Below are 20083 nucleotides of genomic sequence, written 5' to 3' on the forward strand. Positions count from 1 at the left end.
AACGAGTCTTTGAACTGGATGAATCCACCTTTTATCTCCGTTAACGAGTCTTTGATACTCGTGGACAATTTTTTTGTGCTGTCGGTAATTGCCTGCAACTACGCTGTAGTAGAGTGTATTTAATTGACAAATGACCAATGACAAATGACCAATGACCAATGACAAATGACAAAACGTATCTTCATCAGCTATAAGCGTAATGTTCACCCAGATGAGCTAGTTGCATCGCAAGTTTTCCAGGCGCTATCGCAGCAACACAAAGTCTTTATCGACCAAACGATGTCCATTGGCACACGCTGGGCTGAACGTATTGAAGCTGAAATCCGCCAAGCTGATTTTCTCATTACTTTTCTTTCCGCCTGGTCAACCCAAAGCGAGATGGTAGTAGCAGAAATCGAGACAGCACACCACTTGGCAAAATCACAGCAAGGATGCCCGGTAATTCTCCCAGTGCGTCTAGCATATCAAGAACCCCTCGTCTATCCTTTGAGTGCCTATCTCAATGGTATTAACTGGGCATTCTGGAAAGATGCAGAAGATACGCCCCGCCTGATAGATGAATTATTACAAGCTGTCTCTGGCAGCCCATTAACTATCAGTCCAGAAAAATCCCCCTCATCCCCGGTTGGTGAGCGAAGTCGAACCACATCCCTACCCCATCCCTTTCCTTCAGCCCAGCCCGTTTCGCTGGAAATGCCCGAAGGGACAATGGAATCACAATCTGACTTTTACGTAGAACGCTCATCTGATGCACTTGCTTTGCAAACTATTGAGCAGCAGGGTGTGACAATTACCATTAAAGGCCCCCGGCAAATGGGCAAAAGTTCACTGTTAATCCGCACTATTAAGACTGCTGTGAATGCAGGTAAGCAGGTTGCTTTGCTGGATTTTCAATTGTTTGACAAAGCCGCCTTAACTAATGCTGAACTCTTCTTTCGCCAGTTCTGTACTTGGTTAACTGATGAACTGGAAATGACGGACAAAGTTGCTGAATATTGGAATATGCCCTTGGGAAATAGTCAGCGCTGCACTCGTTATGTCGGTCGCTACCTGTTAAAGGATTTTGGCAACCCCCTTGTCTTGGCAATGGATGAAGTTGAAAGAGTTTTTGATACTGAATTTCGCTCTGATTTCTTTGGAATGCTGCGAAGCTGGCACAACAGCCGCGCCACAACACCCATTTGGAAGCAACTCGATTTAGCGCTGGTTACTTCCACCGAACCCTACCAGCTAATTGATAATCTCAACCAATCTCCGTTTAATGTTGGGCAGGTGATTGATTTAGAAGACTTCACACCAGCACAGGTTTCTGACCTCAACCGCCGTCACGATTCCCCTTTCAACCCCAAGGAAGAACAGCAATTAATGGCGTTGTTAGGGGGACATCCTTATTTAATACGCCTTGCACTCTACTCAGTTGCTAGCCAGCGCCTCTCTGCTACCGAACTATTTGCCAAGGCCACTACAGATAATGGCCCCTTTGGCAATCATCTGCGTAACCATCTCTTCCGGTTGCATAACAAACAGGAATTAGTTCAAGCAATGTTCCAAATAATCCGCCAGAATCTCTGCGAAGATGAGCGAATTTTCTTCCGCTTGCGGGGTGCAGGTTTAGTGCGTCGAGAAGGGCGTATAGTGTTACCGCGTTGTCAACTTTACGCCGAGTACTTCCGAGAACATCTGCGGTAATACCATTTTGGATTTTAGATTTTAGATTTTAGATTTTGGATTTGGGAATCGCTATTAAAGCATTTTCATTCTGGCGATATTTCCCGATAAGCTTGCCGACACTGCTCATAGTTGTCTGGTAAAATCTCGGCATTACCAAAACATAATTGCTCGTGAGTGGTAATTAAAGTTTCATAAGGCTGTATGGGACTTACAGACGATCGCAATAATTGTAAATATTCTCCATCTGTACGGCTGAGTTTGTGAGGTGCGATCGCTTGCTGATGCAAGTGCTGTAACATTGCTAAATAAAGACAACGGCAAGCTTCACGGTAGTTACCTTGATGGTAAAATTTTTGCGATCGCTCCAACAAAACCGCAACCGATGACTCATTAGAGCCATTTTTAACACCAAAAACCGTGAAATTCCTACCTCTACCCAACCAATAATATAAATAGGGGCTGAACTCTCGCCATAACCGCCAAGCTACCCAAGCTACAAATAAGCCTAGTATCAGCCAAAACATAAATTTTAGTAACTCGCCTACCCAAGGGCTAATTGACCATCCACCAGGCAATTCAGGCAAAGACCTTTCCAAGCGGTAAAACTGGTATTCCCACCATTCTCCAACTTGTTGTTGGAACTGAGAAAGCTGCCAATTCCAGCTAGTTTTTTCAAAAGCATCTGTAGACATAGTGGGGAGTGGGGGGTGTGGGAGGTGTGGGGAGTGTGGGGGGTGTGGGAGGTGTGGGGGGTGTGGGGAGATTATAAAAAAGCTTCCTACCCTTTCAATGCCCCATGCCCAATGCCCTATTCCCTAATGACAATTGAGTCTTTTTTTATCATTATCCAGCCGATAACGGCAAGTAGCCCACCAAATGCAATAAATCCTAGATCCCAAGCTAATTGATTTGGCCCTGGTTTAACATGATGGATACCAAGAATTTGGTGGTCAATTAGTCCTTCAACTACGTCGAATAACCCGGCACCAATCAGTATTGAACCAACAAAGGTCTGTGATGACCAAGGAACATCATCACGCCCTCCGGCACGCCATAGTAAGATGATTCCTACTACAGTTAATAGCCAATCGAAAGCATGGAATAACCCGTCCCATATCATATTCAAATCTTCATTAGCAACATTTGTCAGAGGTCGAATGTTGCTCAACATGTGATGCCACTGGAGTAACTGATGCAGTAGAATCCCATCAACAAACCCTCCAAGACCCAAACCAAGAACAACTCCCGCAATAATCAGGGGTGTCCGTCGGTTGAGGGTTGTACTTTTCGCATCCATCATCAACCTCATAGATCGGCTTTTTACTAAAATAGAATTATTTTGGCAACAATATCTTCTATCTTGAGGCAAGTGCGATCGCTAATAATTCAGTACTCATACCAATTTGCAATTCGCAATTAGGATGTTCCCTTTTAAGAATGAGATTGCCTGTTGCCTATTCCCTGTTCCCTTTTAATGCTTAATTAATCTTCAATTTTAATTTGCATACCTGCTTTGGCTGGGTCGAAATTTTCCGGGAAATGAGTATTGCGATCGTAATCTGCTTTTTCTAAGTTCGCTCCTTTGAGATCGGCTTGATGGAGATTCGCTGACATTAACAATGCTCCCCTCAGATCGGCATCTCTCAAATTAGCTTGATTCAGATCCGCAAAGCTCAAATCAGTTCCTCTTAAATTAGCACCGCTCAAATTAGCTTCACTCAAGTCGGCATAGCTGAGGTCAGATCCTTTCAAATTAATACCTTGTAAATCAGCATTACCCAGTTCTGCTTTACTAAAATCTCGTTTTCCTGCTGCATACCTCTCCACAACAGTAGCGGCATTATTAACGGGCTGTTGAGAATTTATTTGAGACATATAACAGCCTCACAGGCTATATGATTATTGCTTTCACTAAGGATTACATCATAAAACCTGTCCAGTTAGACATTTGAGATAGCAAATTTTTCCAAACTCTACCTTGAAAAAAGGAGTGGGGAAGAGGCAGGGGGCAAGGGGTAGGATAAAAAATTACTTCTTTCCCCTCTGCTCCCTGTCCCCTGCCTTTTCATCTCCCCACCCCCTGTATTTCTTAACAGACGCCATGGTTCGGGTTTGTCGGTAGTCGAACCTTGTTATATGTAATACATCAGTTCCTTCTGTTGTCGGATTGTTCTCCGTTCACAAAGGTCTTGGAGTGTATATTTTTCCAATACTGAGTTAGCAGCTTGACGTGCTTCCTGCCAAACTTCTTGAATTAGCTCACCTTCTACTGTGCTGGGAGGCGGTTCAGAAGTAGAGACAACAGCATCAGACCCTTCCATACAGGTAAAAGCATCCAGTACTGTGATTGTCCTAGGGTCTCGTGCCAAAACATACCCACCTTTGGCTCCGCGTATACTCTTAATTAAACCTCCACGCCTTAATGTTGCCAGGAGTTGTTCTAAATAGCGGTTTGGTATGTCTTGTAATACTGCTATTTCTCGAATTTGCAGTGCGTCACCGTTAGGGTAGCAAGTTGCCAACTCTAACAGGGCTAGAAGTGCGTATTCTGATTTGTTAGAGATTACCACAGGCGTAATATTTTAAACTCACACCTAAATATACAAAGTTACTGAATCCATTTCCCTAAGCTATTGCTAAGAAAAACTTGACAATCAACTTATTGTTGACCGGCTTACTCCACTTTAAAGACTTTCAAGCATAGAAACAATTATAATTTTTTTTTAATCCAATAAATAAAAATGATTAATTATTTCATAGTCTTACTGACAAGGGACTGTTGAATGCCAGTTACTTCAACGGGGGGAACCCCCGCAACGCAATAGCTTCTGTTGACTGAAGATTTAGGAATTTGGAGTTTGTAGTTATTCTCCTTCTCCCCTCATGGTGTAATTTATAACATATTTTCAGTAGGATAGGATTTTTGCTTAGTAAATACTTCGCCAAGCTTTCACTGTCCCTTTACCAATTTCACTATCAACTGTTTGACCTCCTTCTAGTACTAGTCTGATGTCTAAGTTTTTGTCTGGAGCATTTTTCAAAGCAGTGGCTAATTCTTGATTAACAACAAACGTGCCTGTTGAACCGTCTAATTGAAAAACTTGTTCTCTGATCTTGATCAAAAGTTTATCTACTATTTGGGTAGTTACGAAGCTCAGATAATCTGGTCTGGGATACAGATTAACTGCGGTGTAGAAAGAAGATCTTGCTTGACCGGAATTTACTGTAATACCATTTCTTTGTGAGGCTGCGCCAAATTGTCTTGGCTTCCTTCCTTCTTTTCTTTCTTTCTTTGTGTCCTTTGCGCCCTTTGCGGTTCGTTCCTTATATAGTTTGGCGCATCTTCATACAGAATTGGTATAACGAGTAGCCGAACGCTCGAAGCAGTCCACAAACTAATAACTTGCTTAGAACTATCACGGTATAAATAACCGCCTAAATAATTAGAGTCTAATTCCTGGTTGATTTTTGACAGATAGATAAAAGCAAACATTCCCAAACTAGCCGTGGTTGAGCGTAAGCAAGTAAGTATTTACGAGCTTGTTCTAGCTGCTCGATCGCCTTGGCTTGATGCCACTGCTGCCAGTAAAATTGCTGAAGATAATCAACTACCCATAGCTGTGCTTCTGTATCTAACTCTTTATCAATTTTTTTGGCTAACTCCAAAGCGTTGCGGTAGGATTTGGGGGCTTTTTTCAGATCTTCGAGTAATTCAGGGGGAATAGCTTGTAATTGCTCGTAAGATGCGATCGCACTTCCCGCACTGCCAGCTGCTATGCTCAATACTGCCTGATGTTGCAAAATTTCCTCATGACCTGTTTGTGTGAGTACAACAGCTAAAGACTGTGCATCTAAGCGATAAAAGGGAATGCGCTGACAGCGTGACACCAAAGTTGGCAACACAGACTCAACTGTCGGTGCAATTAAAATTAATGTTGCTTGTCCTGGTTCCTCTAAAGTTTTAAGTAAAGCGTTCGCTGCGGCTTCAGCCATTGTTTGGGCTTCCTCCAGCACTACCACATTTCTTGGTGCTTCTAAAGGAGGACGACTGAGAAACTCAGTAATTTCCCTAATTTGTTCTAATCGAATTACAGGTGGTGCTTTACGCTTGAGTCCTTTTTCAGCCGCTTGTGCTGCTGTAAATCGTTGTCCTTGGTATTGGTAGGTTGGTTGCACCCACAACAAAGCCGGGTGGTTACCTTGACGCAAACGGTTTTGTAAAGCAGTAGTGATTTCCATCCCACTGGAAAATAGCAATTCCACAAAACACCTAGCTGCTAAACTCCTACCTACACCATCTGGACCGACAAATAAATAAGCTGGAGCAACCCGTTTTTGTCTAACAGCTTGAGTAAGCAATTCTATGGCTTGCTGTTGTCCCACAAGTGGTGCAAATGGCTCAATAGTCATTAGTCATTAGTTATTAATTATTAGTCAATTGTAATTTGCATAACAGCAAGTTCAGTGTTATTCATTTGCAGTTATAAAGATGATTCTCTCCAACTTAATAGCTATTTTTTAGATTTTAAGTTAATAAAATAATCCTTTAATTAGTTTGTGTACTTATTTGGTAAGTATCATTTTAGTTAATTTCCACTAGACACAGTTTTTATAAAGAAAAGCAAATATTGTCAAACAATTCTTGCTAACTTAGATAATCTGAATACATAGAGGAAGAACAAAAAAGCTTAGATTATTAAATTATCGCCTGCTAAATATCTGCAAGTTTTCACAAAGATTTGCAGCTAAATTATGGGGCTAATTTAAACATGCTTCAGGGTATCTAAATCTGAATTGAGCAGTTGCCCCAAAAGTGCCGCAGCTAAATATCAAAACATTTGGTGATGATGGAATTACCACTATCACCGATAAAAATCCTTACACCTCCTACTGAATGGTTATTCTACCTGATTTTCATTTAGTGAAAACTGCAAAGCTAGATGAAAAAATACTGAGTATTTTGCCATTTTTACAAGTAAAAAACGGTGATAAAAGACGATAACACCGAAATCAAGATAAATCAATATTTGCCAGAGGAGGCTGAGATGGAAATCTTCGATTACGTGATTCTAGGAGCCGGTCTGGGTGGACTTTCCGCCGCAGCTTGTTTAACCCGACAAGGCTACCGAGTAGCAGTTTTAGAACAACATTATTTACCTGGTGGATGCTGTCACACCTTTGATTATGGAGAATACAGTTTTTGTGCTGATGTTCATTATATTTCTCAATGTGGTTCTGGTCAGACCATAGACCAATTTCTCGACTATCTTGACCAAGATATACCCTTCAATAGCCTCGATTCTGACTGTATCGATCGCGTCATTACACCAGAGGTAGATTTCAAAATTCCTTTGGGATGGGAAAATTTGCGATCGCGTTTACTTTCAACTTTTCCAGAAGAAGCTAACGCAATTAACCTTTACTGCAATGAAATTCAGCAACTCCACCAAGAAATTCGCAATTTAGTACAGGAAGTACGCTGGTTCGATCGCAAATTATCTGATTGGTTGAAGTTGCCAAAATATTTTAATTTATTTTGCAAGCGGAAGTGGACACTACAAGATTTGTATAACCATGTGAGATTATCGCCTAAACTCCAAGCAGTGTTGGCGGGACAAAGTGGCGACTATGCGCTACCACCCGAAGAAATTGCCCTACTTACCCACACTTCCCTAGTTTGGGACTACTCAGAAGGCGCTTATTATCCAAAACATCACTTTAAACACTTTGTTGGCACCATTGCAGATGTAATTACCGCAGGTGGAGGTGTAATCAAGTATTCAACTTCTGTTAACCATATTCAAGTTAGCAACGGCAATGTTCATAGCGTACTTGCTGATGGAGTAACCTATCGCGCTAGTAAAGCTTATATCAGCGACCTCGACCCCAAATTAACAGTAGAGTTGATGCACGATTCTGAAGCTTTGAGTTACAAAGAGCGTCAACGTCTCACCCGTTACGAATACTCGGCTAGTGCTTTTAATATTTACCTGGGTTTAGATAGCCGCTTCGATCCCCAACGCTACGGCATCGGTAACTGGAATATTTGGTATTATCCTACAGGCAATCTCAACAAAGAATATCAACAACAATTGCAGGGAGACCTCAGCCATCCGTGGATTTTCCTCTCATGTCCGACGATGAAATCCACTGAACCAGGGATGGCACCAGAGGGACATCATATTTTAGAGATTGCTACCGTCTGCTCCTATAAACCATTTGAATATCTGCATAAAACCGACCCAAAAGCCTATAAAACCAGAAAACGGGAAGTTTATCAGCAGATGATGACAAGTGTGCGAGATTTGATTCCAGATGTAGACAACTACGCCCGAATGAAAGTTTACGGTACACCCACCACCAGCGAATTTTATCTCGGACAACCCCAGGGTAATATTTACGGGGCAAAATTAGTGCCCAAACAAGTTGGTTTAAATCGTTTGGGATATGCGACGGAATTACCAAACCTGTTTTTGGTAGGGGCGAGTGCTGGATATCCCAGCGTACCGGGTGTAATTGGTAATGGTATGGATGTAGTGGAACTGTTGACAGGGCGATCGCCACGTCAGAAACTTGAAATAACCCAGCCTTTGGTAGGAGTTGGGTAAATATTTGCTGAAAAAATAGCGAAGAAGCCAAAACAAGTCAAAATTCAAAATCCTCTTGTTTACGAGCCGTGATTAACCGTCTTGTCTTGAAAATGGCGTTGAAGTGTCCATAAGAAAATTATCCTAAAAAAAAGCCTCTGGTGAAAATACCAGAGGTGAAGCATATAATACCATTTCACTTGATGTTTGTCTGAGATGCCCCTGTTTTAGCCTCTGCCTAAACAAGAGGCTAGAGTGTTCCTAAAATATTACCGCAAAAAGTGATTAGGTATAAATATTAGCCAACATTTGCCAATAGCAACTCTCTTTTTGCTGATTTTTGGACTCTTACTTGAGAGTCATCGTCAACATCAACGATCGCTGTGTCTCCATCTATAATTTCACCAGACAACAGTGCTTCGGCGAGAGAATCTTCTAAAAGGCGCATGATTGCTCGGCGTAATGGTCTAGCGCCATAGCTGGGATTATAGCCTTCTTGTACTACGCGTTCTTTGAAGCGATCGCTAACTTCTAAAGTGATTCCTTTTTCCGTTAAGCGGTTAGCAACATCACGGAGCATAATGTCAGCAATTTGCTTGACTTCATCCCTAGAAAGCTGAGTGAAGACGATAATCTCGTCAAGACGGTTGAGAAATTCAGGACGGAAGTAATTTTTCAGTTCTTCATTTACCAAGTTGCGAATGCGGTTGTAACTAGCGTCGGCTTGGGTGTCAAAATCAAAGCCTAAACCACTACCGCCCTTTTCAATCACCTTGGAACCGATGTTAGAGGTCAAAATGATCAGCGTGTTCTTGAAATCGACTTTTCGGCCTTTGGCATCAGTTAGTTGACCGTCATCCAAGATTTGCAGCAGCATATTGAATACATCGGGGTGCGCCTTTTCGATTTCGTCGAAAAGCAGCACTGTGTAGGGTTTGCGCCGCACTAATTCAGTTAGCTGTCCGCCTTCATCGTATCCCACATAACCAGGAGGCGAACCAATTAATTTGGAGACGGTGTGGCTTTCCATGTATTCGGACATATCTAGGCGAACCATCGATTCTTCCGAACCAAAGAAATAAGCAGCCAAGGCTTTAGCTAATTCTGTTTTGCCAACGCCAGTGGGTCCAGAAAAGATAAAGCTAGCGATGGGACGGTTGGGATTTTTTAAACCGACGCGGGCGCGACGGATGGCACGAGATACAGATGTGACTGCTTGTTCTTGACCGATGAGCCGTTGGTGTAGAGTATCTTCTAGGTGCAGAAGCAACTCTGACTCAGATTCGGTTAGCTTGTTGACTGGTACACCAGTCCAAGAAGCCACGATTTGGGCGATGTCTTCTTCGTCAACTACAGCGGTATTGACAGATTGCTCATTTTCTGATATGCCAGCTTGCAGTTGAGTTGTGAGTTCCAACTCTTGGTCGCGCAGTTGTCCAGCTTTGTCAAAATCTTGGACTCTGACTGCTGCTTCTTTGGCTTTGGTAACGCCAGCGAGTTCGCGCTTGAGTTCTTTATTGGGAGAACTTTGAGAGTTCCGCAGACGAACGCGGGAGCCAGCTTCATCAATTAAGTCTATTGCTTTATCTGGCAAAAAGCGATCGCTAATATAGCGGTCTGACAACTTGGCTGCTGCTACCACTGCCGCGTCAGAAATTGTGACTTTGTGGTGCTGTTCGTAAGCGCCGCGCAAACCGTAAAGAATTTGTACGGTTTCCTCTACTGATGGTTCACCGACCATAATCGGTTGGAAACGACGCTCTAGGGCGGCATCGCGTTCGATATGCTTACGATATTCATCGAGAGTAGTTGCGCCGATGCACTGGAGTTCACCCCGTGCCAAAGCGGGTTTGAGGATGTTAGCTGCATCCAAACCGCCTTCTGTACCACCTGCGCCGACCAAGGTGTGAATTTCGTCAATTACCAAGATGATATTGCCCACAGAACGGACTTCTTCCACGACCTTTTTGATCCGTTCTTCAAAATCGCCACGGAAGCGAGTTCCAGCCACTAATAAACCCATATCCAGGCTGATGACTTGCTTATCTTGTAACGATTCGGGGATATCTTGATTAACAATACGTTGAGCTAAACCTTCAGCGATCGCAGTTTTACCAACTCCTGGTTCCCCAATCAACACAGGGTTATTCTTTGTACGGCGACCGAGAATTTGGACAGCACGCTCAATTTCCTTCTCACGACCGACTACAGGGTCGAGCCTGCCTTCTTGTGCCAATTTGGTGAGATTTCTACCAAACTCTTCCATAGTTAGCGTTTGGGTGCGCTTTTGATTACCACCACCAGCGAAAGCCGGTGCATTTTCACCCAAACGGCGAATAATCGCACTGCGGACTGTCTTGAAGTCAACTCCTAGATTTTGCAGTACTTTGGCGGCGACACCTTCGCCCGCCTCGGTTAATCCTAAGAGTAAATGTTCAGTATTAATGTAATTCTGTCCCAGACTATGAGCTTCTTTAAACGATTGCTCAAAGAGGCTTTTCACCTTGGGAGTAAAAGGAATTTCTGGTGGTACAAAGCCAGAACCCCTACCAATAATTTTTTCTACCTCGCGACGTGCGTCTTTGAGAGTAACGCCTAATTCGGCCAGCACTTTAGCAGCAACCCCAGTTCCTTCTCCCATCAAACCCAGGAGAATTTGTTCAGTTCCTACGAAGTTGTGTCCCAGGCGACGTGCTTCCTCCTGAGCTAGCATAATTACTCTAATGGCTTCGGAAGTGAAGTGTTCAAACATAGCGGGTTCTTGCTCCCTTGCTGCTTCGACTTTGGGTGAGATAAAATTCACCCTCATCTAAAGATTTTTGTATTTTCTTAAGCACTAATGTAACTTTATTTAAATTTAACTGGCAGTGGTGAGAGCCGTAAGACCTGAGGTGTACTTGCCGTCTGGGAGTACTGAGAGGGGCAGAGGGGCAGAGGGGCAAAGGGGAAAATAATAACTTTTAACTCCTAATTCTTGGAAAGACTTGGGTTAATCGCGTCTCTCCTAACTCACCACTCGCAATGCACCTCTGTTTAGATAAACTAAAAGTTTAGGATTCAGCACTCAATACTCACGACTTACAATGAGTGAACCAACGGGCAAAAAAGATCAACAGCACCCTCTTTATAACCGCGATCGCCCCCTTATTGATATTTTACTCTCTCAACAGGCGACGGACTATAACTTGGCAGAATTAGCTAGATTGCAAATTCGTTATCAAGGCTTCCCAGGGGCAAGAGACATTCAAAAAGATTTAGATAAAGTCTTGCAGCAGTGGGGTTTGACGGAAGCCCAGCTTTTTGAAAAAACTCGCCAACTCCACGACGTGGGCGGTATTTATAAAAGTCGCGGCAAGAAAGAGGAACAGGATTGGAATTAGGGAATGGGGATTGGGGATTGGGGACTTGTACTGAGCGTACCCCTACGGGGAAGCAAGCTACGCATAGCGTCTCGTAGAGAAGCTGAAGTATTGGGGATTGGGGTATTTTAATAACAGCCTCCTCTGCTTTTGCGTCCCCGCGTCCCCGCGTCTTTCCCATCTTTCCCACTCCCTACTCCTCACTCAGTACTGGAATTGCCATCGCCAATTCTGTGCCTTTGCCTAATTCAGATGTGACTGTGAGTTTGCCGCTATGTTTTTCTTCGATAATCTTAGGACTTACGCAAAAACTCTCTGAAACTCTTATTTATTTGTGTTCTTTGTGTCCTTTGTGGTTCGTTTTTTATAATTTTGCGTAAGTCCTGAATCTGTCGGGAAAAGGAACTTTGCGATCGCTATTTCCTCTAGAGAAGGTGCAAAGACTGGTGCTAATACCACGGATGCGATCGCTTCCATCAACGAAGAAGAAGGGGTTGTTAACTTTTACTTACATCCTAAAGATTCACGCGTACCCACACCAGTTTTAGAATTGACACCACTTGCCTTCGTACAGAGTTTTTTCACTTGCGTTTTATCTAAAACTGCATTGGTGAAATCAGCACCACTAATATCAACATTGTCAAATACAGAACGCAGCATCATTGCCTCACTCAACACTGCATCACTTAAATCAGCGTTCTTAAATCTTGCGAGATAGGCTATGCCATTACTAAAATCTGCACCATGCAGATTTACTCCCTCTAATACAGTACCGTTAAACACAACGCCACGTAAGTCAGCGTTGCTGAAGTTAGCATTTTCTAAATCGACATTGGTAAACTCAGTGCCAATTAAACTTTGGCCAGAGTAATCCTTGCTCTGAAGTCCATCTCCCGCAGAACGGGTAATACTGGAAGAACTTGCAGCTTGCGCCGAGAGGGGAAAAACAAAAAGAGCTATGGCTAAAACAAAGCTAGCTAGTATTTGCCGATACTTCATAATCTTAAATTAACAAATCTCAACACTTCCACCATTAACTATTAAACCTTAGTAGAGACGCGATTTGAGTGAGATACAGACGCGACGCCAGTCGCTACAACGGCGAGGCAGCCGTGTGGGAACGGACTGCCGTGGGAATCCCCGCAACGCGCTGGCTCATTAACCCTTGTCTCTACAAGAGTTAGGAGGCTTTTGTTTGTTACTTCAAACTATATCTGTCAAACAGGAGAGCATCTCGTAGGATAGATAAATGTTGAGGTGCGATCGCATAAATACCTGTGGCTAATCAAGAAGACAACGCCCAATCCTTGGCGCGAACTGTTTTATATCAATTGGGTGTAGAACTCAAAGCACGCTTTACCAGCTTTGGTGGTTGGGAAATGCCCGTACAATTTAGTGGAATTAGCCGCGAACACGAGGCTGTAAGAAATGCAGCCGGGATGTTCGATATTTCCCACATGGGCAAATTTACCCTCCAAGGTAAAAACCTCATATCCCAACTCCAATCTTTAGTACCCTCAGACTTGAGTCGGTTGCAACCTGGTCAAGCACAATACACTGTCTTGTTAAATCCCCAAGCGGGAATTATTGACGACATCATTGTTTATTATCAAGGTGAAGATACCACTGGTACACAAAGGGCTTTTATCATAGTCAATGCGGCAACTACTGGCAAAGACAAAGCATGGCTATTGCAACACCTCGACCAAAATGAGGTGCAATTCCAAGACATTTCACCAGAAAAAGCCTTAATTGCCGTGCAAGGACCAAAAGCTATCAAATTTCTCCAACCCTTAGTACAACAAGACTTACAACCAATTAAAGCATTCGGTCACCTGCAAGCAACGGTACTAGGTAAACCAGCCTTCATCGCCCGCACAGGCTACACCGGAGAAGATGGCTTTGAAGTGATGGTAGATCGTGATGTGGCAGTAGAATTGTGGCAAAGTCTCCATAATGCTGGTGTCATTCCCTGTGGGCTGGGTGCAAGAGATACCTTGCGGCTAGAAGCAGCAATGGCACTTTACGGACAAGACATCGATGACACCACCACACCTTTAGAAGCAGGTTTGGGGTGGCTAGTTCATCTAGATACCAAAGGTGATTTTATTGGTCGGGCAGTTTTAGAACAGCAAAAAGCTGCGGGAGTACAACGGCGCTTGGTAGGTTTACAAACCCAAGGACGTAACATTGCTCGTCATGGCTACCAAATTCTATCAGCAGGTAAAGTTGTGGGAGAAGTCACCAGTGGTACGCTGTCGCCCACACTTGGTTATCCCGTTGCTTTAGCCTACGTTCCCACCAAGCTAGCAACTGTTGGTCAGGAATTAGAAGTTGAGATTCGCGGCAAAGCTTACCCAGCAGTTGTAGTCAAACGTCCCTTCTATCGTTCAAAAAATCGTGTCACTAACTGATAACTGCTGAGGTTTTTGAGGAATAATGTGTTTTCAGTGGTGCTGAGTTCCGAGTACCAAGTAAAGAAGTGAAAATCACATTTTTTCACTCATTGCTCAGCACTGCTTGTGTGAGTTACTCAATCTACAGCAAGGTTTATTAGCGAATATGGCTTGGATGACTGTTAAGGCAATAAATTGTTCGATAAGGGAGAGGAAGTGATATGTCTTTTGAATATCCTCAAGATTTTAGATACTTAGATTCTCATGAATACGTGCGAATAGATGGCGAAATTGCCACCATTGGTATTACCGAGTTTGCCGTAAATGAATTGGGCGATATCGTGTTTTTGGAACTGCCAGAAATTGGCGATTTAGTGACAAAGGGAGACACATTTGGCACTATTGAATCAGTGAAAGCCGTTGAAGAATTAAATTCCCCTGTGACTGGCACAGTCGTAGAACGCAACGATCCTTTGATTGAAGATCCCGAACAAGTATCAGATGACCCCTACGGTGAAGGATGGTTTTTAAAAGTGCGTGTCAATGACCCCGATGAAGTGAATGATGCCTTGAGTGCTGATGAATACCGCGCTCAGGTAGAAGGGGAGTAGAGGCGGAGGGGCAGGGAGACAAGGGGACAAGGGGAGATGAGGAGATGAGGAGATGGGGGTGTGCGGGGAAAGATTTCTTCACCATCCTCCTACACCTCCCACACTCTCTGCTTGCCCCATACCCAATGCCTAATGCCCCACTCCCTAGAAAGATTAAGTTATCAAATTTAAATAAATTGATAAATTACACTCACTTGTTATCAGTATTTGTTGCAAAATATGAAATAGTATTATCTGGAGAGTAATTTGTGGTATTGAATCTCCCTAATTTAAAGTCTAGCGATCGCCATCTGCTAAACGAAACAAGTCAAAAGTTAAGTAATTTTGCCCCCAGACACATTGGCCCTAACTCCGATGACATCGAGCAAATGCTTGAAGTGTTGGGGTTTTCTAGTTTAGATGACCTCATCGACCAAACAGTACCCCAGGCAATTAGGCTCAAGCAACCGCTAAAGTTACCAGAGGCAGAAAGTGAATACGCAGCGCTGGCATTGTTAAAAAAAATTGCGAGCAAAAACCAAGTTTTCCGTTCATATATTGGTATGGGATATTACGATAGTATTACCCCTCCAGTAATTGCACGTAATATCCTAGAAAATCCTGGTTGGTATACTGCTTACACTCCTTATCAGCCAGAAATTGCCCAAGGACGATTGGAAGCACTTTTGAATTTCCAAACTCTGATTATCGACCTCACAGGTTTGGAAATTGCCAACGCTTCGTTACTGGATGAAGCTACAGCCGCCGCCGAAGCCATGAGCCTCAGCTATGGCGTTTCTAAAAATAAGGCAAATGGCTATTTTGTTTCTCGTGATTGTCATCCCCAAACCATTGATGTGTTGCAGACTCGCGCTCAGCCATTGGGGATTAAAATCATTGTCGGCGACCATCAAACATTTGATTTTGAAGAACCGATTTTTGGTGCCATTCTGCAATACCCAGCAAGCGATGGCACCATTTACGATTACCGCGCTTTTATTGAAAAAGCCCATGCTCAGGGTGCATTGGTGACGGTAGCAGCAGATCTTTTAAGTTTAACTTTGCTTACCCCTCCTGGGGAATTTGGTGCTGATATTGCTGTGGGTAGCACCCAACGTTTCGGTATACCCTTGGGCTTTGGCGGCCCTCACGCAGCGTATTTTGCTACTAAAGAAGAGTATAAGCGATCAGTTCCAGGGCGAATTGTGGGAGTATCAAAAGATGCTCTTGGGAAGCCTGCACTGCGTCTGGCTTTACAAACCCGCGAACAACATATCCGCCGGGAAAAAGCTACTAGTAATATCTGCACAGCACAGGTACTACTGGCGGTGATGGCGAGTATGTACGCTGTCTATCACGGTCCTGCTGGACTCAAGCAAATTGCCGAAAATATCCACTCATTGACGGTGTTGCTAGCAGAAGGACTCAAGCGTTTGGGTTATAAAATTAGTTCCGAACATTTCTTTGATACACTGCGAGTAGAACTAGGAAGCCACAATTTAGAAGATATTTTGGCAGCCTCGGAACAACTTCAAATTAACTTGCGGATTTTTGATACAACTGCTGTTGGTATCTCGTTGCATGAAACTACAACAGTAGATGATGTGCTTGACATCTTGGCAATTTTCGCAGGAAATAAAGAACTACCTTTCACCTTGGAAGAATGGTTTTCTCCCCATCTTCCCATCTCCTCATCTCCCTATCTCTCTCTCCCTCGTCAAAGCAATTACCTAACTCATCCAGTTTTCAATCGCTATCACTCAGAAACAGAGTTATTGCGTTATCTCCACAGGCTAGAAAGCAAGGACTTATCGCTAACAACATCGATGATTCCTTTGGGTTCCTGCACAATGAAGTTAAATGCAACCGCTGAGATGATTCCGGTAACTTGGGAAGAATTTGGCAAGATTCATCCTTTTGCCCCGCCATCCCAAACGCAGGGTTATCAAATCCTGTTTCAGCAGCTTGAAGCATGGTTAGCTGAAATTACTGGTTTTGCCGGAATTTCTCTGCAACCAAATGCAGGTTCTCAAGGTGAATACGCTGGACTTTTAGTAATTCGCCAATATCATGAAAGCCGGAAAGAAGGACACCGCAACGTCTGTTTGATTCCCTCCTCAGCACACGGGACAAACCCAGCGAGTGCGGTGATGTGTGGCATGAAGGTAGTGGCAGTTGCTTGCGACTCTCAAGGTAACATTGACGTTGATGACCTGAAAGCGAAAGCTGAAAAGCACAAGTCAGAACTCGCCGCCTTAATGGTGACATATCCCTCGACTCATGGTGTTTTTGAAGAGTCAATTAAGGAAATCTGTGCAATTGTTCATACCCACGGCGGACAAGTTTACATGGATGGGGCAAATATGAATGCCCAAGTCGGAATTTGCCGTCCTGGGGATATTGGCGCGGATGTCTGTCACTTAAACTTACACAAAACTTTCTGTATTCCTCACGGTGGCGGCGGCCCTGGTATGGGGCCTATTGGCGTCGCCTCTCATCTCGTACCGTTCCTACCCGGACATCCTGTTGTCACTATCGACAAGTCAGGGGGAAAATCTCATCTTGGTGCTGTGGCGGCTGCACCTTGGGGTAGCGCGAGTATTTTGGTGATTTCTTGGATGTACATTGCCATGATGGGTACGGCTGGTTTAACCCAAGCTACAAAAGTGGCAATTCTCAATGCTAACTACATCGCCAAGAGACTGGAATCTTACTATCCCGTTTTATATCAAGGGAAAAATGGTTTAGTTGCCCATGAATGTATTTTAGATTTACGATCGCTCAAAAAATCTGCGGCGATCGAAATCGATGATGTCGCCAAGCGTTTGATGGATTACGGTTTCCATGCGCCTACTGTTTCCTGGCCTGTGGGAGGTACAATCATGGTGGAGCCAACAGAAAGCGAATCAAAACAAGAATTAGATCGTTTCTGTGATGCCTTGATTGCTATTCGCCAAGAAATTGCCGAAATAGAATCAGGCAAGGCAGATATCCAAGATAATGTTTTGAAGAACGCACCTCATACTGCTGAAAGTTTGCTGAGTGGAGAATGGGATCATCCTTATTCCCGCGAACAAGCCGCCTATCCTGCGCCTTGGACGCGCGAACATAAATTCTGGCCTGTCGTCAGCCGCATTGATGCAGCCTTTGGCGACCGGAATTTTGTTTGTTCTTGTCTGCCAATGGATGCTTATTCTTCGTAAAATCATATACTTTAGTTAAAATTTGCTCCCCCCAACTTTTTGTAAACGAGAGTTGGGGGGATTTTTTTAGAATAAACTTTCTTTCTGGGTAAGATAGAAATATTTATAGTTCAATACAGTTCAGATAAGACCAAAACACTTGTAGAGACGGCGATTTATCGCGTCTCGAAAACCCAAAATTTTTGCCAGTAGCCCTTAACTAAAACATATTAATTTATAGTTGAGCCTCAGAAGGTCAAAGTTGAGCCTCAGAAGGTCAACGTCGAGCCTCAGAAGGTCAACGTCGAGCCTCGGAAGGTCAAAGTTGAGCCTCGGAAGGTCAAAGTTGAGCCTCGGAAGGTCAACGTTGAGCCTCAGAAGGTCAAAGTCGAGCCTCAGAAGGTCAACGTCGAGCCTCGGAAGGTCAACGTCGAGCCTCAGAAGGTCAAAGTTGAGCCTCAGAAGGTCAAAGTTGAGCTTTGGAACTCGAAATAGCTAGGCAATATCTACAAAGGCTACGTCTACGTGCTTTGGCAATGAGTGTGAGAATTGAAGCGCAGAGGCGCAGTATTTCGACTTCGCTCAATAACCGGGCGCGGAGGAAGAGTTTGAGAGGGTGCGTTAGTGCAGCTTATTAAAGGTATCGCTATTATATGTGTGTATTTGCTTAATTTTGGCATCTGTCGTTAGGATAAGTCACAGGTGTAAAAATTATTTCTACTGCTAGCGAAGATGAATATTGACCCTGTAGTTAATGTACTTAAAAGTATTGCTAAACCTGCGGCTTCTCTAGTTATTAATCAAGCTCAACGCAATGAAACTGTAGTTAGAACTTTAAAACAATTCAATTTTGACCCAGTACAACCGCCTAAAGATGTTGATGGTGTTTATGTTTATTCTTTAATTGAGTATGGTGTAGATAAGCCCGAAGTACTGCTGAATCTTTTTCGAGAAAGAGAAATTAAAAATGCTTTTTGGAGTGCTTATACTTCAAACGATCCTTTGGGTTTTTACAAAGAAGTAGAAAAGTTTTTGCAGGGGAAGGATTCAGAATTTGATATCCGATTGATGAAAATTGAACTGAGATCGGAGTTGGAGGAGTTTGGGGAAATATTTATTAAAGTTGCTAAAAGAAGTAAATCAATAGAGTTTCAGCCTTTTCCTACATGGAATTTAGACGAGTATCCAACAGAATTTAAGTCGTTAATTAGAGAAAAAATTCGCTCGTTTTGTGGTCGTCAGTTTGTTTTTGACGCATTTAAGCAATTTTGCAATAAAAATCGCAGTGGTTATTTCACAGTAGTGGGCGATGCGGGGATGGGGAAGAGTACCATTGCTGCTAAATACGTCTGGCACAATAAATCACCATGCTATTTTAATATTCGCCAAACTAGTAGCAATCGAGCGGAGCTATTTCTTGAAAGTATTCGCCAGCAATTAACTAAGCGTTACCAGTTGCAGAATGTCGAGAAGGCTAATTTAGCTGATTTACTAGAACAAGTTAGTAAAAAAATTCCTGTTAGCGAACGTCTGGTAATTGTAGTTGATGCTTTGGATGAAGTGGAGCAAGAAGCTGGGGGAAATCTTTTAGATTTACCAACGGCGCTACCAGAACGTGTCTATTTTCTGCTGACTAGACGACCATATACTATAGATAAAAAACGCTTGTCTGCACCAGATGTCCCGATGGAGGAGCTAGATTTAAGGGCAAATGACTATGTTAATTTGAGCCGTGAAGATATCAAAAAGTATATTGGGTTATTTTTAAATGTCGATGAAGACCATAAGAAGGAACTTAGACAATGGATTCAAGACCGCAAAATTGATGAGAATGATTTTGTTGAGCAGGTAGCAACTAAGAGTGAAAATAATTTCATGTACCTGCGCTATGTCTTGCCAGGAATTGCTAAAGGTGACTATCAAGACCTGAGTTTAAAGCAATTACCTCATGGACTGCAAGAATATTATCAAGTTCATTGGGAACGTATGGGGATGGATGCAAAGCCCCAAGAAGTAAAAGTATTTATCCTGTTTATTTTAGTGGAGATTGGTACACCAATTCCTTGTGAGATGATAGCGGCTATTGCTGAACAGGATGAATATGATGTGCAATTAGTTTTAGAAGAGTGGGTTGAGTATTTGAAGCAGCAGGATATAAAAGGAGAAATCTGCCATAGCATTTATCACGCTAGTTTTTTAGACTTTTTGAAAGCAAAACGGGTTTTGGATTCTAAACGGAAGCTATTTCAAGAGGTTAATCAACGCATTGCAGATTACCTGATCGGGAAGATGGCGTGA

At 43.2% G+C, this 20083-nt stretch carries 15 protein-coding genes; 7 read left to right on the forward strand and 8 right to left on the reverse strand.

Going from position 1 to position 20083, the window contains the following annotated elements; genetic code table 11:
- The first annotated feature begins 165 nt into the window (after positions 1–165).
- Positions 166–1689, forward strand: coding sequence for an AAA-like domain-containing protein (locus ACM0OY_RS07680; RefSeq protein ID WP_414568268.1), 1524 nt, complete (start codon positions 166–168; stop codon positions 1687–1689).
- 65 nt (positions 1690–1754) lie between these two features.
- Here ACM0OY_RS07680 and ACM0OY_RS07685 read toward each other — a convergent pair whose 3' ends face one another.
- From ACM0OY_RS07685 to ACM0OY_RS07710, 6 genes are all read right to left on the reverse strand, one after another.
- Positions 1755–2363 (reverse strand): DUF4129 domain-containing protein, encoded by a 609-nt coding sequence (locus ACM0OY_RS07685; RefSeq protein ID WP_414568269.1) that lies wholly within the window; start codon positions 2361–2363, stop codon positions 1755–1757.
- A gap of 116 nt (positions 2364–2479) precedes the next feature.
- On the reverse strand, positions 2480–2968 hold the full coding sequence (locus ACM0OY_RS07690) for a DUF2243 domain-containing protein (RefSeq protein WP_414568270.1): 489 nt from the start codon (positions 2966–2968) through the stop codon (positions 2480–2482).
- Positions 2969–3153: 185 nt separating this feature from the next.
- Complete coding sequence (locus tag ACM0OY_RS07695; RefSeq protein ID WP_414568271.1) at positions 3154–3546, reverse strand: pentapeptide repeat-containing protein; 393 nt, start codon at positions 3544–3546, stop codon at positions 3154–3156.
- Between the two features lie 257 nt (positions 3547–3803).
- Positions 3804–4241, reverse strand: coding sequence for an RrF2 family transcriptional regulator (locus ACM0OY_RS07700; protein ID WP_414568272.1), 438 nt, complete (start codon positions 4239–4241; stop codon positions 3804–3806).
- Positions 4242–4598: 357 nt separating this feature from the next.
- A complete protein-coding gene (locus ACM0OY_RS07705; protein WP_414568273.1) occupies positions 4599–4793 on the reverse strand; it encodes a hypothetical protein in 195 nt (64 codons plus the stop codon).
- A gap of 328 nt (positions 4794–5121) precedes the next feature.
- Entirely contained in the window at positions 5122–6081 is a 960-nt protein-coding gene (locus ACM0OY_RS07710) for a DNA polymerase III subunit delta' (protein ID WP_414568274.1), read from the reverse strand.
- A gap of 635 nt (positions 6082–6716) precedes the next feature.
- On the opposite strand from ACM0OY_RS07710, the gene ACM0OY_RS07715 reads away from it, so the two are divergent.
- Positions 6717–8279, forward strand: coding sequence for a phytoene desaturase family protein (locus tag ACM0OY_RS07715; protein WP_414568364.1), 1563 nt, complete (start codon positions 6717–6719; stop codon positions 8277–8279).
- A gap of 277 nt (positions 8280–8556) precedes the next feature.
- On the opposite strand, the gene ACM0OY_RS07720 is transcribed toward ACM0OY_RS07715, so the two are convergent.
- Positions 8557–11010 (reverse strand): ATP-dependent Clp protease ATP-binding subunit, encoded by a 2454-nt coding sequence (locus ACM0OY_RS07720; RefSeq protein ID WP_414568365.1) that lies wholly within the window; start codon positions 11008–11010, stop codon positions 8557–8559.
- Positions 11011–11341: 331 nt separating this feature from the next.
- Here ACM0OY_RS07720 and ACM0OY_RS07725 point away from each other — a divergent pair, with 331 nt between their 5' ends.
- On the forward strand, positions 11342–11638 hold the full coding sequence (locus ACM0OY_RS07725) for a DUF3288 family protein (protein ID WP_414568275.1): 297 nt from the start codon (positions 11342–11344) through the stop codon (positions 11636–11638).
- 483 nt (positions 11639–12121) lie between these two features.
- Here the strand turns inward: ACM0OY_RS07725 and ACM0OY_RS07730 are convergent, their stop codons facing one another.
- Complete coding sequence (locus ACM0OY_RS07730) at positions 12122–12616, reverse strand: pentapeptide repeat-containing protein (protein WP_414568276.1); 495 nt, start codon at positions 12614–12616, stop codon at positions 12122–12124.
- A gap of 278 nt (positions 12617–12894) precedes the next feature.
- Here ACM0OY_RS07730 and gcvT point away from each other — a divergent pair, with 278 nt between their 5' ends.
- From gcvT to ACM0OY_RS07750, 4 genes are all read left to right on the forward strand, one after another.
- Positions 12895–14031 (forward strand): glycine cleavage system aminomethyltransferase GcvT, encoded by a 1137-nt coding sequence (gene gcvT / locus ACM0OY_RS07735; RefSeq protein WP_414568277.1) that lies wholly within the window; start codon positions 12895–12897, stop codon positions 14029–14031.
- A 203-nt stretch (positions 14032–14234) separates the two neighbouring features.
- The gene (gene gcvH / locus ACM0OY_RS07740; RefSeq protein WP_414568278.1) at positions 14235–14624 is read left to right on the forward strand and encodes a glycine cleavage system protein GcvH; all 390 of its coding nucleotides are present in this window, start codon (positions 14235–14237) and stop codon (positions 14622–14624) included.
- A 248-nt stretch (positions 14625–14872) separates the two neighbouring features.
- A complete protein-coding gene (gcvP, locus tag ACM0OY_RS07745) occupies positions 14873–17806 on the forward strand; it encodes an aminomethyl-transferring glycine dehydrogenase (RefSeq protein ID WP_414568279.1) in 2934 nt (977 codons plus the stop codon).
- Positions 17807–18517: 711 nt separating this feature from the next.
- Positions 18518–20083, forward strand: a complete 1566-nt coding sequence (locus ACM0OY_RS07750; RefSeq protein WP_414568280.1) for an AAA family ATPase — start codon at positions 18518–18520, stop codon at positions 20081–20083.

It is taken from the genome of Nostoc sp. CCY 9925 (assembly GCF_963920935.1).
GTDB lineage: Bacteria > Cyanobacteriota > Cyanobacteriia > Cyanobacteriales > Nostocaceae > Nostoc.